The following is a 14,114-nucleotide window of genomic DNA, read 5'->3' as shown; positions in this document are numbered from 1 at the left end:
GGTTGCCTTCGCTGCATCTCGGCTTTGCCTCGAACACGAAGGCATCCACATAAGATTCATTGCTTCCAAAAAGTGCTGAATTTGCTTCAAAAAAGGCCGCTACCGCACTCGATCATGCTGGCAGCGGCCGGAAAGACTGCTGAGGCGGTCGGCTCATTGGCTCGCGCTCAGAAGCTATCGAACACAACGTCGCGCTGCAGGATGGCGTTGATGCGACTGCCCTGATCGACAAAGACTGTCGGAGTAATGCGCAGGTATTCATCAAGCGCCGCTGCCGTAGCGTTCTGCAGGTTAGACCCCACTTGCGTTGCCAGATCAGTGCGAACCGAGTTGTTGCTATCGTTGTCAGAGACCAGTGCCACCGGCGCAATGCCGATGATGGACAACAGCGCTGCAGTTCCGAACCGTTTCCCAAAGTGTGTGTTCACCCTGCCGGTCGCACCAGTCCGGCCTTGACCGTCCGTACCAGCCGATCCGACCTGAGTTGACAGGCCGTCAGGCGTGATGACACGGCTCCAAACGATCATGATGCGCGTTTGCGCCAATGTCGTGTCCGCTCGATACTCGCCAAAGAGCTTCGATCCGCGCGGCAGAAGCAAACGCGTGCCGTCCATCGAGTAGACGCCACGTGTAATCGTCGCCACGACACTGCCGGGCAACTCCGAGCTGACCGCGCCACCGAACACAGCCGACAAAACCGTGCCTTGCGTCAGGGTGCGCGACGGATCGTCAATGATCGAGGCCCCGACGATGGGGGGATATTCTTCGACCAGATTGTTTTGCCATGTCGTGTTTTGGTTTTCCTGATAGCCGCGTTGATCTTCAGGCAGGCGGGTGTCGTCTGGCTGGACTTGAACCGGCTGCGGCGCTGCAGGGAAGGGTTGGAAAATGACCGGCTGCGATCCACCATTGATCGGCTGGTAGTTTTGACCGGGTGCGTCCTGTGCCATCGCGCTTGAGGCCAACGTGACCAGGGCGAGGGTGAGTGCTGTTCTGTTCATCGTCAGCTCCATCAGTTTCTGCCGTATGGGTTTTCATCGAACACAATGCCGTCCGACTGGTTCTGCCGCTGGCGCATCTTCTTCAGTTCTTCGAGTCTGCGCCGCTCGTCATCGGTCAGACCTTGCGCCTGAAGGTGGCTTACGCTGGCAAGTGCCCGGGCCTCCGCATCTGCGATGGCCTGGGCAAGTTCCGTCTGGAACTTCTTCTCTCGCTCATCATATCTGACCTGAAGGCGTTCATTGGTCAGGTTCAGCGTTGCGATTTCACCGTCTTTTTCGGACAGCGAAACTTTGGCGTCCGTCAGCTCGTCTTGCAGATCGGAAATCCGACCGTTCTGTTGCTCGATAGTTTTCAAGGCTTGTTTCAGCCCTTCGGAATCGACCTGCGGCACTGTTGCCGGTGTTGCCACCTCAATTTCCTCGGGCAAAGCCTCTGGTTCCGGCTCATCGGCCTCTGGTCCCCGTGCGGTCAAAAGCCCGTATCGCTCGCCACCACCTTGTTGCAAAGCGTCAACGCGGACACCCGTGTTCGTGCTTTTGTTTTCATGGCCCATGACAAACCATACAAAGCCCAGGAACACCGCTCCTGCGATCGCAACGGTTATCAGCTTCTTTGGGTCGAACTTCTTCCGGACACGTTGCGACGGCTGTTCAGCCGCCGCCCGTGCCGCAATTGTCTGATTGCGATCCATTACTTGCTGCCCCCCGGTTTAACTGTCTGTGAAGTAACGGGCCTGCCCGTTGCACTCGCCTGCTGAAACGCGTCGCCATCGTTTCGTACACAGATCGAAGTGTCTTCGATGCGCAGTGTCCAAAGGTCGGAAAGGCCCTGCACCTGGATAATGCCGCGCTCTTTGACTGTGGTGTTCACCATCAGCTCGCGGCCATCAGGCAGGACACGGAAAATCCCCGGCAACTCCGCATCCTGCGGGATTTGCATATAGGTGTGAACGCCATCATCCCACACGGCGGTGGGCGCAAAGTCCGCTTTGCCCGAGCGCGAATAGTTCTGGTTCACAAACCGGCCAGTTGGCTTCGGCTCGCTCCGAGCGACTGTGCCGCGACGCGTTGTGGTCCCGCCGCTGTTGTTTTTGTTGTAGAACGTGACCCGAAATGGAACACGTTTGCGTTCGGCGGCGCTCTCGGCCGGAACCAGATAGAAGTTGTATGTCCCGCGATTGGTCAGGACGGTCAGGTTTGAATCCGAGTTCAGGATTTCTGGCTTGAACGCAATAACGCGACCTTCCTGCAGGCGGGTGATCTGAAAACTCTCAGTGTCGCCCGCGCCAATGCTGCGGACGGTCTCGCCCTGCGGAAAGTGAACATAGGTAATCAGGCGTTCACCTACAGTGATGCGGTACACCTGGTTCTCGACGTAATGGAAATGCGTGATGCGATGATCCGCATTCTTTCCGTCTGGCGTCGGTGTGATTTCAGCGAGCAGAGGCGTAGAGAATGCCAAAACTGCTGCGGCGGTGGCGGTGAGTGTTTTGAAAGAACGCTGCATCAGACCTTCCCTATGGCGTCTACGCGGTAGTTGGTGACGACGAAGCCGAACGGATTTTCCAGAAGCTCATCCATCGACGTCACGATTTTTTCCTCAAACCCGTAGGTCACAGTGACCACGTAGCGGGCTGAGGCCGTTGCTTGGTTTGGCACGATCAGGGACTTGCGGATCTCGACCTGCACCGTCTCATCGTTGACCGGCGAGACGCCCAGAATTTCGGTCTGCACCTTTGTCTTGGGCGTATAGATTTCGTCAGGATGGTTGTCGTTCGAACCGTCCCACAGTTCGCGGTAGGACGTTTCGGCCAGCTCATCAGAACGACGCAGCACCGATTTCAGGCGCTCGTTGTTGTCCTGGACATCATAGGTTTCCCGGTCGCGCACATAATTTGCGACTTCACGGAAGGCCATCGCCTCAGAAGGTTCCAGTTCTTCGACTTTTTCAGTCAGCAGGACCGGCAGTTTCGTGTCCGGATCAATGGAGAATGGCACCGCGCGGATTTCCTTCAGGGGAAGGAGCATCGCCCAGCCAATCATAGAGGCCACGCCCATTGCCATGCCGACCATGCCGAATACCTGCCATTTGAAGGCATCGCGGCGTGCGCCCAGAAAGAGTTCTTTTTCGTGATCTGTCACGTGTGACATTTGCTCTGTACCTCGATTTATGAAGATTTATTGGCGCGAGCTTGTCGAATGCTCTGCCGGTAACGGTCAGCGGCGTAGCTCTGACGAGCTGCCCCATCCTGATTTCGGGCTCTGTGCGCTATGTCCCGACGCGCTTGCATTGCGCGAGACGCGCTGTCACGAACGCCAGTCCCGTCACGTGCTGCGGAAGCCATAGCAGCGGCAGTTTTCCCACCGGCTACTGCACCCCTTGCGCCGTCGCTTGCAGTGCCCAATGCACTTCTTGCGGCTGCTGCAGCACCAGTTGCCACGGCAAGACCCGAGGATGCCGAAACGATTGCACCCGACATCCCGCCCGCGAGCGACGGGATCTGCGTGAGCATCACGATTGAAACAATGCAGATCGCCAAAAACCGGCCACTGGCCTCCATATTGTTCACATCCTCAACAGCGGTCAGTTCGGAGCTGAAAAGGGCCTGAATAAGAGAAACGATGCCTGTCAGAACGACGATGACCATGATCAGGCCAACAGTCGTTTTCGCCCAGGCTGCGAAGATATTGGCTGTTGCCGAGCTGAGCAGCGTTGCGATGAAAACAGGCGCTAGACCCAGCAGGACCGCTAGACCGCCTTTTGCGATCAGCGCCATGCCGGTGCCAAAAGCAACGATGACAGCCCCAACAACCCAGAGAATAGCCCCGGTGATGCTCAGACCCCAGGTTGCGTTTTCAATAGCCTGCTGGCCCATCAAGAAACACTGAAGCGCAATGTCATCGAGTGCTTCCCAGACATTTGTTGTGCCGGTCAGTTCTCCGGCAATCGTGTCTGGGAGGCTCGAAATGCCCTGATAAATGGGTTGAAAGAAGCTCCAGCTAGAAGCCATACCAATGATGATCGTCGCCCGAATGATCCAGCCGACATAGCCACCAAACCCGATTTCTCGGATTTGAAGCACACCGTTGATCAGCATTGCCACGAAGATCAGCGCGGCTATTGCCCAGAGGGCGGATGCTAGATCCGCCGCCAGGCTGTTGTATGCTTGCTGCGAGAAGTTATTTAGCGCAGCCTCAATCGAGCTGACGAAATCTTGGATCACGGCCCACAAGCCTCCTCAATTGCAGGGCGCAGAGCTTCCAGACGGGTCCGTTGCTCTTTTTTCAGCGCGGCAAGATTGTCGGACGGTTGGGTCCAAAACTCGTCTTGGTCAGCTCCGACCTTTTGGGCGGCGTCCTCACGGCTTAAACCGCCCAGCGGACATTCGGTGCTGAAGGTCTCGCCAGATTTGCGCAGAATGCATTGCTCGATGGTGGCCTCGTGCGCAGCGATGACCTGTTCATTCAGGATCACCACCGACCAGTTGGTCACAAGAGGCTGCTTGTCTGCGGATTGGCCCGCTTCGGCCATGCGCGCTTGATCGTTTTTGACGAATTGACGACCGTACTCACGCGCACCCGAGTACCCAAGGCACTTACGATATTCACCGAACGGCATATCGACCTTGGGTGATGGGCGCAGCTTCACCTGTGCCGATGCAGCCCCCGACATAACGGCGGCGGCTGCAATGGTCAGGATGAGAGTTGAGCGGAGTTTCATTGTGAGGTTCCTCGTACATAGTTGCTGAGTGTCGAAAGATCGGCAGCGGTTGCAGCCAGATCCGTGCCCGACGCCAGAGCATTAGCCGAGGTTGCGCGTAAGATTTCAATTTCAACCTGAAGGAGTTTAAGGAGAACCGCCGTGTTGTAGTCGATTGCATCCTTCAGATCTTCTTGCTGACCGATTTCACCGCGCAGCTTTTCTGCATCTTCGGAGAGCTGACCGGCCATGTCATAGCCATTCTCACCCAAGGCCGATGCCATCAAGCCAGCGCCACCTCGCTCCGAGAGAATGCGCCGGGCTGGCACGTCTGACGTACTGAATTCTTTAAGGATTCCATTGTTCAGCCCCAGGCTGATTGATCGGCGTTCCATCGCGAGTCCGGCGACGCCTGGAAGATCGCCAATCGTATCTTCGGTCGCGTTCAAGGCGTATCCAAGCGTGTCAGCTGCCGTTGCCAGTTTCAGAAAGCTGCGGCTGTTGAACTGGTCCAGATCCGTCAGACCACTGATGGTTTTGAGGGAGTTTTCGAGCAGTGCCCTCTGCTGCTCGAGCTTCTCATATTGTTGCATCAGCTGTTCGTATTGGCGGACCATTTCCGCGACTTCGCGGGCCGAATTGGCTGCGTCCTGTGCAATGGCCGTGGCGTCGATGGTCGGAACACCTTGGGCTGCCGTCATAACTGGCAGGGCGGCCAGAACCGAAACAGCAATGGTTGTGCGGAATTTCTTTGAAATATCCATCAGACAAACTCCAAGTTTTCAGGGGAGGTCATGCGCTCAAAGTCACAGGCGCATTTGCTGCGATAGCCCGAATAGGTGCTGGTGCAGGCCGAGACAGCGGCCAGAACTACAAGGGTGATGACAAGGCGGGCTTTCATGTGATTTCCTTCCAGAAGTTGGGGTTTTTTCGCCAGTCAGGATCAGGGAACGATTTTCCGTCTGATCCGCTCAGAACACGAAGAAGCGGGCCGAGCGCGCCGACATCGACATCGAGCCAAACACTCTCATCACCTTTCTTCATGAGCATTACGCGGTCGCCAAAATGCGCCCTCAGCGCGCCCAGCTCTGAATCGTTCAAGCCGATTGCCCGGTAGTCTGCTTCATTGCCGGATCGAGAGGGGAACAAGAGTTGCGTGCTGGTGTTTTCCAGGATCGACTTACTTGCCGCTGACGACAGGAGGTGATCGGGGATCTGCGTCATCATCATCATCATGACGTTCAGCTTCCGATACGTGGTGTAGGCATTTATGAGGATGCCAGCGCCATAAGGGTTGCCAGCAATTACCCATGCTTCATCAATCACAAAGACAGTGGGTATCTTGGTGGCGCAGCGGCGTTCAATCTGGCGCATGACGTAGCTGATCCATGCCAGCCGCACCAATTCGTCATCCAGAACCTCAGAAATATCGAACACAAGATGACGGTCGCCAGCAGCAAACGGATCTGAGCCACCCTCGCCAAACATCCAGGACAAGCGGCCTTCGCCCGCCCATTCACTTGCACGCTTGTACAGGTTCTTGTCATCGTCAAAGGCTCTGAACCGTTCCACCAGTGAATCGAAGTTCTGAAGCGCAGGCGGCAAAGTGGCATTGGCTTGGCAAGCCCTTGTGATTTCATCCTTCTGATCGGTGGTCAGTGGTTCGTCATAGCTCAACAGGGCAATGACCCAATTGGCGAGCCAGCTTTGCCCAGCCTCATCCGTCTCGGTCTGAAAAGGGTTCATGCCGGTTGGCTCACCAACTCGGACGCGGATGTACTGCGCACCGAGCGCCCGCATTGGAGCCTCCATTGCCCGGTCTTTGTCAAAAGCGATGATCCGCGCGCCCTGTGCAACCGCCATTGTTGCCAGCAGCATCGCGATCACAGTTTTACCCGAGCCGTTCGGTCCAAGAACGATCGTATGCCCGGAGGGCAGGTTTTCAGGGTCGTTACTGGTCTTGGGAAGGTGCAGCGAAACATCGTAGCTGTCCCCGTGTGTCGTCGGGAAAGTCGCCAATGGCCCCGGCCAAGGTAGCTTTTCCGCATCCAACCCTTTGGGGCGCATGTGGAACGCAACCATATCCGCAAAGTTCTGGTCCGTGATCAGTTCTTCACGGGCGCGGAACGCGAAATTGCCGGGGTGCTGTGCGAAGTACACGGCACGGGCCGACATCGCTTCGCGCTTCACCGTGCCACCCGAAATCTGGATTTCACCGATGATGTGTTTTTCGGCGGTTTTCAGATCTTCCTCGTTCCCAAACACGCAGATCGACAGGTGGTGCTTGCCGAGTGACATGGTGCCGGAGGCAATGCCGTCCGCCAGAATGGACAAATCCTCTTCAAGCGACTTTGCCTTGTCGCCTGCCGAGCGCATTTGTCCCGACTTGCGGCGTTCCATTTCCTGCGCCTGGGCGCGGCTGATCGGCAGGAAGGATTGCGAAATCACGACATCAACCGGCAGGTCTAGCCCGTCGAAAATGCCGGGGAACGAAGCCATCGGGTAATTCTTCAGGGAATAGACACGGATGGAGCGTTCCTGATCGTCGCCCGTGACCAGTTTGCCGCGCTTGCCCTGAAACAGCACATCCTCTTGCGGCATGTTGAAGGCGATGGGTTCTGCAATGTTCGTGTGAATGATCGGCTGATACCGACCGTTCAACAGCATTCCATAATAGCCGAGCCAACGCCCCTCGCTGAGCTTCAGCCGGCGCATACGGGCCTCGCCCAGCGTGCCCGCCAGTGTTGTGAACACACCGTCGAGCTGTTCCATCATTTCGCGGCGTTCCTCGTCTATCGTTCCAGACGACATGCCGAACATCTGTTTTGCCCGCTCATCCTGCCGCTTTTGCAGAATGGCGCTGATGATGATCTTGCGTTCTTTCAGCTCTGCATCGACGGACGCTGAGCGCATGGCCTGCGCCACTGCACCGGCAAAGCCGGTTGGATCTGTGATGACATGACCAGTCTCAGCTGGGACGGTCAGTCGATGAACATAAAAGGCCACCTCATTGGGTGTCGTGCGCAATACACGCTCAAACCGTTCGGCCAGGAACTCGAACTCGTTTTCGTCCAGCGTGTTTGCGTTGATTCCGGTGATTTCTGCAGCGGCGATGAGGCCACCGTTGCGTGTAGAAATGACCTCATCGTCCACGACATAGCCATACGGCAACATCTGAAAGAGGCTCATTTCATCCTTGCGCCAGCTCGGCTCGATCAACGAGCGGGCAAGGGTCCACAAATCCTGTGCAGCAGGCTTAGGCACTATAGTAATCTCCCCCATGATGCTGGCGGTTTTTGGTGCGCGGAGTTTTGGAAAGGGTTACGGACAGGACGCGGAAGAAAGCCGGTTCCCATTCGTAAAAGAGGCGAAGCCCGGTGTAGAAAACAAAACCCGCAATGATTGCTGGCGCTATCCCGAACATGAAGAACGAAAGCATGGTCATCCCGAGGATCACCAGCAGATAGATCACGGGTAAGCCGCCCCATTCTGCGGGGCGGCTCAGGCCGCGAAAGACCGTATTGCGGCGCGGCATCAATCAGCCTCCGATGAATGTATCAGCGAGGCCGATAACAGCGCCGACGACGATAGCGATTACCGGGCCTTTCAGCGAACCCCAGCCGAACACGTAGGCGAGACAGCCCCAGATGAAGCCGACAGCGGCAAGGCTGACGCCAACGACCTTCGAGTCGGCCAGCGTTTCGTTGATGAAATCGCCAATGGCATCTTGCAGCCAGCCAGCGGAGGCGGGCGCTGCTGTGATGATGAACGCAGTGATCGCGAAAAACGCCATCTGCTGGTAGAAGTGGGTTCTTTTCATGAGGAAGTGCTCACTTTGCTTAGGATGATCCGCACGTAATTGCGGGTTTCGGTGAAGGGGGGGACGCCGCCGTATTCGACGACGCGGTGAGGCCCGGCGTTGTAGGCGGCAAGCGCCAGCTTCCAGGTTCCGAACTCGCGGTACTGCGCCGCCAAATAGCGGGCACCACCGTCGAGATTTTCTGCAGGGTTCTTTGGGTTCACGCCCAGGTCTTTCGCCGTTCCGGGCATGAGCTGTGCGAAGCCATAGGCACCCTTGGGTGACAGAGCGTCAGCCCGATACCGGCTTTCCTGCCAGACCAGCGCCATGAACAACTCGGCCGGAATGTCATGGCGTTCCGCCGCTGCGTGGATTTCTTTGACGATCCGCTCCTGCGACCAGCCGCCCGAGGATCTGCGAGGCCGCGGTGCCTTGCCCGCAATCTCGATCTTTTCCTGTGGCTTGGCCTTCGGCGCTTCCGGTTTTTCGTCAAGCGTGTACTCACGCATCCGGATTGGCCGAACGACGCCATTGACGATTTCTGCCCGCGCACCGTTCAGAAACACGCTGCCATCCGGCTCGTATTCGATGACCTGGGCGCTTGCGCCGGTCGCCACAAATGCCGTGGAGACGAGCAGAAGGGGCCGCATTGCTGCGATCATTCGGATTTCTCCTTTGCTTGAGTTGGCGAGGAATTGGAGGGGTTCTGTTCGTCGCCGGTCGCGGCCACGTACTCATCAGTCCAGGACGGCGGAATGCTGACAGCATCCACCAACCAGCCTGCGAGACTTGCGTATTCTTCGCCACCAAGGGCCGAAGTCTTGCGAGCGATAGAGCGCGACAGAAACGAAGCTGCTACGCCGTGCTGCAGCAACAGCGAAATCAGAACGCACAGATCATGCAGATGGTATTCGAGGTCGCTGCCAGAGCGAAAACCGCCGCTATAGAACACTTCACGGGGTTTGATTGGCGACGCCGGATCATACCCGATGGTGACAAAGGCAGTGTGCCCTTGCGGAGTTTCAACGCGGCGTGTTTCAGCCAGCCGACGATCAGGAAGAACTTTGCGCGCAGGCTTGTTCATGACAAAGCTCCCTGCGCATCAAGTTCCGCTTGTCGGATTTGCATTGCGAAATCCACTTCAAGGCGCAGCTCAACGACCACTTCAAGCGGCATAACGATGTCCAGCCAGACACCCTCACGGATCAGGTGAACGTGATAGGTGGCGTTTGGGTAAACGAACCAAAGGGCTTCATGCCGGTTCAGAACGTCGCGCGCGGTGTCGGCGTCGATTGTGCCTGACAGGTCGCAACCGAATTTCAGGGTTGCGTATGAGTTGGCATAGTTTGCTCGGCTGCTGCTTTGGATGAGCGCAGCGGCCTTTTCCGGTGAAGCAAAGCGGAACAGCTCTTTCGGACCCAACGCCTTGTTAACGTCTGCGTGCAACTTCAAGGCTTTGTAGAGCCGATTTGCACGGACATACTCAAGATCATTGAGGACATGGAACATTTCGAGCGCGATTCCGAAAGCCGTGGCGCGGGCATCGCTTTCCAGCCAGTATTCGCGCATTCCGCGCTTGATGGTTGACCGTTCTCCGGCAAGGTGGCGGATTACGGTGAGAATGTCCTTACGGGCTTGCTCGAAGCTCTGGGCGGCAGGCACCCAGCGCCGATCAATCTTGCTTTCGATAGTGTCGAAGGCCACTGTGATCACCTTTCCGCCTTTCAAAAAATAGGTCAGTAGTTTTTACATAATTACTATTATGGGGTCGACTTCAGGTCATCTGAGCGGTGGGGAATCGGGTGCTGGGACACAGCACTGAACCTTCAGTGGCGCCGCAAAAGACCAATGTCTGGTTCGGATCTCTTAGTCAGATGTTTTGGCTGGAACGTTCGGATGTCCCGCGCGCCTCAATCGTCAGACAGCGCTAAGGGATCGGAGGTGCAGACGCGTTGTCTAGGTTTGCACCCATTGACTCTGTCGCGGTGCTGCCCAATCTAGGACCGGCATCTCGGACTACTGTTTTTACCATAGTACAGTTCTCTCTTGATGTTGGAGGAATGCCCGGATGGATTAAGGGCGTTTCTTGTCCTGTCGATTGTTGGCGCAATCGGCAGGACTGCTTATTGCTTAGTCGTTTCTCTCTGCTGTCATAAATCGTTGTTTTATCCTTTCTTTCAGCCGCACCAGGACTGGCGCTTGCCACCCGAGTACGGGCGCGCCAGACCTTCAGAAATCAGGATGGCCCCGACGTTCTGTCCAGACACGCGCCCAAGCGCCAAGAAGCGATCGTGGACGTCAAAGTGCAGCTCAATCTCAAGTTCAATTACGCCCGCGAAGTTGATGAGCTCCGTCAGCCGGTCCTTGGCTCGTAGACCCAAAGCTCTCTCAGCATCGCACTGAGCCCGGAATGTCTCAGGCGTATCAAACCCAATAAGCCGGTATCGGTCGTCACCATGGTCGATCGTGTCACCGTCAACGGCAATCACCTCGGATGCGCCGAGAGTCTTTGTTTTCCTAGCTGGTTCAATCCAAACTGCAGCAATGAACAAGGACGCGAGTGCAGCGCTGAGAAACAAGAGCCGTTTCATGCGCCCTGCCCCAGCATTTTGATGAGCCGGGTTCTCGAACGTGACCGATCAGGTTTTGGATTTCGCGTCCAGGGCCTGAGCTGCTTCGAGACCCTCTGGGGTAATCGACTCGATCGTATAGTCTGATTTGACGCAGAGAATGCGCCCATCACCAAATTCCTGATGATGCTTGAAGAGGCCCGGCCAAAGATCGAACTCTCTGGGCTCAGCGCCCGCTCGAGAGATCTTCGACTTGCACAAGGCCCCGACATAGTTCGGCGAGCTGTAAATGCAGTGGTACTTAGGTCGTCCAAGGGAAGCGAGTCCGATAAATTCGTAGCGGCATGTAAAGGGAACCTGATCCTCTTTCAGGCCCCGGACCATCTCGATGGTTACCACAGTGTATTGTCTCTTGTTGTCCGCCATGACGACCCCCTATGGGCCGTCTTCTACATCCAAAAGTTGTGGACTAAAACACAATCTACGTCAATATAAGAAAACCCGCCAATATACGATATTGGATTGTCAGAAATATATTGGCCGGATATTGCTTAGGCGATTCGCAAGCAGGAGAGACCATCTTGAAACACTCAAAATCCGGAAATCGAACTCGCGCGAAGGCCCTTGCAGTTGCACTCGCTGCACTGCCAGCCACGCAGGCTCGTGCCTATCCAATTGACTGTGCCATATTCCTTTGCCTCGCCGGGGGTTGGCCAAGTTCGGCTGATTGCGTCGCAGCCAAGGCGGAGTTCATTCGGCGCATCACACCCTACCCGGTCGAACCGCCGCTTCAACTCTGGCGCTGTCCGATGAATACGTCACACAGCCCCTCGGACTTGGGTCCTATGGAACGGTTGGAAGCCATCAAGCGCACCAGTGCTAGCCCAGTTCCAGAGCTTCCATCGGATGACACCGCTAAGCCAATACTGGTAGACGCAGCGATCTCGATAGGAAGGATCGATGCACATCACGGCCAATACGGTGACGGTTTCCAAGCCACCCCGATCAGCGTCGATCTTTCTTCTTCCGATTTCGACGTTGTGAGATCCATCAGGGTTTGGGATGTGCGCCACTACAGCTATCGCCGTCGTTCAAGGGAGGGAGATTGCGAGCGTTCGCTTGATCTTGTGGTTGGCACCTACGACGATAATACGAATTTTCGCTGGTCCGAGCGCGCTCCTGCCCCAATCCCTTACTGGCTGCCACTGGGCAATCGCTGTGAACCTCCCAGCTACTTCCGCGGCGTTGGCGTCGAGTGGACCGACACATTCGGGTTCAGCGACTACGAACTCATCCGATATTGAGGTGCTGACCTGCGGTACAACGCGTTGCTCCTGGCTATGCCACCAAAAATCGCCAGCTGCATTTTTAAACCAGGCCGATTGGCCCGGAGGAAAAACTTAATCCCAGAAACAAAAACCCCCGCAAGGCGGGGCCTCAGCGGGGATCTTCTTAAGTCACGTTTGATCACCTGATTTATAGGAAACTCCAAAATTACTGACAAGGACAAACGCATCTGTGCGAACGGTTTTTCTGTGTCTTTTTGCTGAGGTTCGAGCCGCCTTGCTTCCCCAATGAGAAGCAGACCATGAGACCGTTGAACCATTCCGAACACCCTGCCCCGCGAAGCCGCGATATCAACACTGACCTTTGCCAAATGAGGCCAAATCCATGAGCTTTCGGCAGATCGCATCCGCCCATCACCACGATAATATTCGCTTTCACAACGGCCTTCCTGAGGGCTGGAACCGTGACAGGTTACGTCAGCTCTGCGTGGGATATGCGCAGATCAGAGGCGCATCAGCCCAGTGTATTCGCACCTTAGAGATCATCATCGATATGATTACGCCATGTGCTTTTCGAGACCCGTCTCAGGAACCCTTTTGCTACGCGCGCCAGGAAACCCTCATTGCCGGGCGAGGCGTGACAGATCGGACAATCCACAATCACGAACGTGAGCTGGAAAGGATTGGTCTGATCGAACGCAGGCTTGGCGCAAATGGCGCGCGCTGTAAGCGCAAGAAGCTTGGACTCTTCCTGACCCCTGCCCTGAACCTCATTCCCGAGATGCGCGACGCGGACGTGCGCAGCAAGGCCGAGAAGAAAGAACAGGACGAGCTGCGCGGGGATCGATCACGGCTTTACCGATATGTGAAACATAGTCTGGCCGTGCTTCTCTTACTCCCCTGCCCTCCTGAAAGTCTGGAAGGCATGAAGGAGGAACTTCGATCCTGGCCGCGCGCCGACAAGTTGAAATACATGACGCTGGAGGCGCTCAAGCTACATGTTCAGGCGGCTTACGACCTTTGGAGCCGGATCGAAGAGCATGTCGCAAAACCCGGTGAAATTTCGGGTGAACCCGAAGCTTGTTTCGGGTGCCATATACAAGACCAAATTGAAGAAACAATTCTGTCCTGTAACGCCGATGGCGAGAGTTCAATGTCCTCGGCAAAAGCCTCGGAACCAGATTGTTCCGGCTCCGGGCCTGACGGCCCTCCGCATTGCTTAGAAAGCAATCATCCGACAGATACGGCATCGCGCAAGGCCCAAAAACTACCGCGGGTGAATAACCGCATCCTATATGAACTGGCCTCACCCGAGCTGCGCATGCATATCGATATCGCGGGTGGCGGAGATCAGAATTCCAGCCCGTCGCTCTACGCGATTGAGACCGGCGTTTGGTCGCGATTGTCGGAGATCGGCGCCAATGCCTCGGCTTGGCGTACGGCGATTGACCGATTGACCGTGATGGGTGCAATCCTGGCCGGGTTGATCACAGACGCGAGGCTGAGCGATCCACGGTTGCCGCCAGTGGTTAATCCGGGCGGATATCTGCGCGGTATGGTGCACGCAGATGAGCGCGGTGAACTGAACCTGATTTCCAGTTTCATGGGGCTTTTGGCGCGTAGAGCCCGAGAGGAGGAAGACGGGCTTCCGCAAGATCACTGCAGCGGGTTTTAGCCGTGCCGGGTTATGAGCCGCCAGCTTCTCCAATTCATGTGTCTCATCGGCAGGTTTTCGCTCCGTTTCCGCCTCCAGAACAG

The 14,114-nt window shown here is 56.3% G+C and carries 18 protein-coding genes; 2 read left to right on the top strand and 16 right to left on the bottom strand.

From position 1 onward, the window contains the following. Positions 1-167 precede the first annotated feature (167 nt). From I9188_RS14905 to I9188_RS14830, 16 genes are all read right to left on the bottom strand, one after another. Entirely contained in the window at positions 168-1,001 is an 834-nt protein-coding gene (locus tag I9188_RS14905; protein WP_170575215.1) for a TrbI/VirB10 family protein, read from the bottom strand. Positions 1,002-1,012: 11 nt separating this feature from the next. Continuing rightward, positions 1,013-1,693 (bottom strand): hypothetical protein, encoded by a 681-nt coding sequence (locus I9188_RS14900; RefSeq protein ID WP_152460677.1) that lies wholly within the window; start codon positions 1,691-1,693, stop codon positions 1,013-1,015. Then, positions 1,693-2,508 (bottom strand): TrbG/VirB9 family P-type conjugative transfer protein, encoded by an 816-nt coding sequence (locus I9188_RS14895; RefSeq protein ID WP_152460678.1) that lies wholly within the window; start codon positions 2,506-2,508, stop codon positions 1,693-1,695. The genes I9188_RS14900 and I9188_RS14895 overlap by 1 nt, the downstream gene beginning before the upstream one ends. Continuing rightward, the gene (locus tag I9188_RS14890; protein WP_152460679.1) at positions 2,508-3,152 is read right to left on the bottom strand and encodes a type IV secretion system protein; all 645 of its coding nucleotides are present in this window, start codon (positions 3,150-3,152) and stop codon (positions 2,508-2,510) included. Before I9188_RS14890 ends, I9188_RS14895 begins: the two co-directional genes overlap by 1 nt. 17 nt (positions 3,153-3,169) lie before the next feature. Then, positions 3,170-4,225: a type IV secretion system protein gene (locus I9188_RS14885; protein WP_152460680.1), complete on the bottom strand. Its 1,056-nt coding sequence runs from the start codon at positions 4,223-4,225 to the stop codon at positions 3,170-3,172. Beyond that, positions 4,222-4,722 (bottom strand): hypothetical protein, encoded by a 501-nt coding sequence (locus tag I9188_RS14880; RefSeq protein ID WP_152460681.1) that lies wholly within the window; start codon positions 4,720-4,722, stop codon positions 4,222-4,224. The genes I9188_RS14885 and I9188_RS14880 overlap by 4 nt, the downstream gene beginning before the upstream one ends. Then, positions 4,719-5,465: a type IV secretion system protein gene (locus tag I9188_RS14875; protein ID WP_152460682.1), complete on the bottom strand. Its 747-nt coding sequence runs from the start codon at positions 5,463-5,465 to the stop codon at positions 4,719-4,721. Before I9188_RS14875 ends, I9188_RS14880 begins: the two co-directional genes overlap by 4 nt. Then, a complete protein-coding gene (locus tag I9188_RS14870) occupies positions 5,465-5,602 on the bottom strand; it encodes a hypothetical protein (RefSeq protein ID WP_170425207.1) in 138 nt (45 codons plus the stop codon). Before I9188_RS14870 ends, I9188_RS14875 begins: the two co-directional genes overlap by 1 nt. Beyond that, positions 5,599-7,965, bottom strand: coding sequence for a hypothetical protein (locus I9188_RS14865; RefSeq protein WP_170797136.1), 2,367 nt, complete (start codon positions 7,963-7,965; stop codon positions 5,599-5,601). The genes I9188_RS14870 and I9188_RS14865 overlap by 4 nt, the downstream gene beginning before the upstream one ends. Then, positions 7,958-8,236, bottom strand: a complete 279-nt coding sequence (locus I9188_RS14860) for a VirB3 family type IV secretion system protein (RefSeq protein WP_152460684.1) — start codon at positions 8,234-8,236, stop codon at positions 7,958-7,960. Before I9188_RS14860 ends, I9188_RS14865 begins: the two co-directional genes overlap by 8 nt. Positions 8,237-8,239: 3 nt before the next feature. Continuing rightward, a complete protein-coding gene (locus I9188_RS14855; protein ID WP_152460685.1) occupies positions 8,240-8,521 on the bottom strand; it encodes a hypothetical protein in 282 nt (93 codons plus the stop codon). Next, complete coding sequence (locus I9188_RS14850; RefSeq protein ID WP_152460686.1) at positions 8,518-9,162, bottom strand: lytic transglycosylase domain-containing protein; 645 nt, start codon at positions 9,160-9,162, stop codon at positions 8,518-8,520. The genes I9188_RS14855 and I9188_RS14850 overlap by 4 nt, the downstream gene beginning before the upstream one ends. Then, entirely contained in the window at positions 9,159-9,584 is a 426-nt protein-coding gene (locus tag I9188_RS14845) for a hypothetical protein (protein WP_152460687.1), read from the bottom strand. Before I9188_RS14845 ends, I9188_RS14850 begins: the two co-directional genes overlap by 4 nt. Next, positions 9,581-10,204 (bottom strand): hypothetical protein, encoded by a 624-nt coding sequence (locus I9188_RS14840; RefSeq protein WP_152460688.1) that lies wholly within the window; start codon positions 10,202-10,204, stop codon positions 9,581-9,583. The genes I9188_RS14845 and I9188_RS14840 overlap by 4 nt, the downstream gene beginning before the upstream one ends. Positions 10,205-10,677: 473 nt before the next feature. Then, on the bottom strand, positions 10,678-11,091 hold the full coding sequence (locus I9188_RS14835; protein WP_170417964.1) for a thermonuclease family protein: 414 nt from the start codon (positions 11,089-11,091) through the stop codon (positions 10,678-10,680). A 48-nt stretch (positions 11,092-11,139) separates the two neighbouring features. Beyond that, the gene (locus I9188_RS14830) at positions 11,140-11,496 is read right to left on the bottom strand and encodes a hypothetical protein (RefSeq protein WP_142638830.1); all 357 of its coding nucleotides are present in this window, start codon (positions 11,494-11,496) and stop codon (positions 11,140-11,142) included. 155 nt (positions 11,497-11,651) lie between these two features. Here I9188_RS14830 and I9188_RS14825 point away from each other — a divergent pair, with 155 nt between their 5' ends. Then, on the top strand, positions 11,652-12,374 hold the full coding sequence (locus I9188_RS14825; RefSeq protein ID WP_170602107.1) for a hypothetical protein: 723 nt from the start codon (positions 11,652-11,654) through the stop codon (positions 12,372-12,374). Positions 12,375-12,741: 367 nt separating this feature from the next. Then, a complete protein-coding gene (locus I9188_RS14820) occupies positions 12,742-14,031 on the top strand; it encodes a helix-turn-helix domain-containing protein (RefSeq protein ID WP_170417959.1) in 1,290 nt (429 codons plus the stop codon). Positions 14,032-14,114: the final 83 nt, after the last annotated feature.

Origin of the sequence: Ruegeria sp. HKCCSA071 (genome assembly GCF_017872555.1) — a bacterium.
GTDB lineage: Bacteria > Pseudomonadota > Alphaproteobacteria > Rhodobacterales > Rhodobacteraceae > Ruegeria.
The sequence above is the reverse complement of the archived record's forward strand: the minus strand, read 5'-3'. Positions and strand labels throughout refer to the sequence as shown.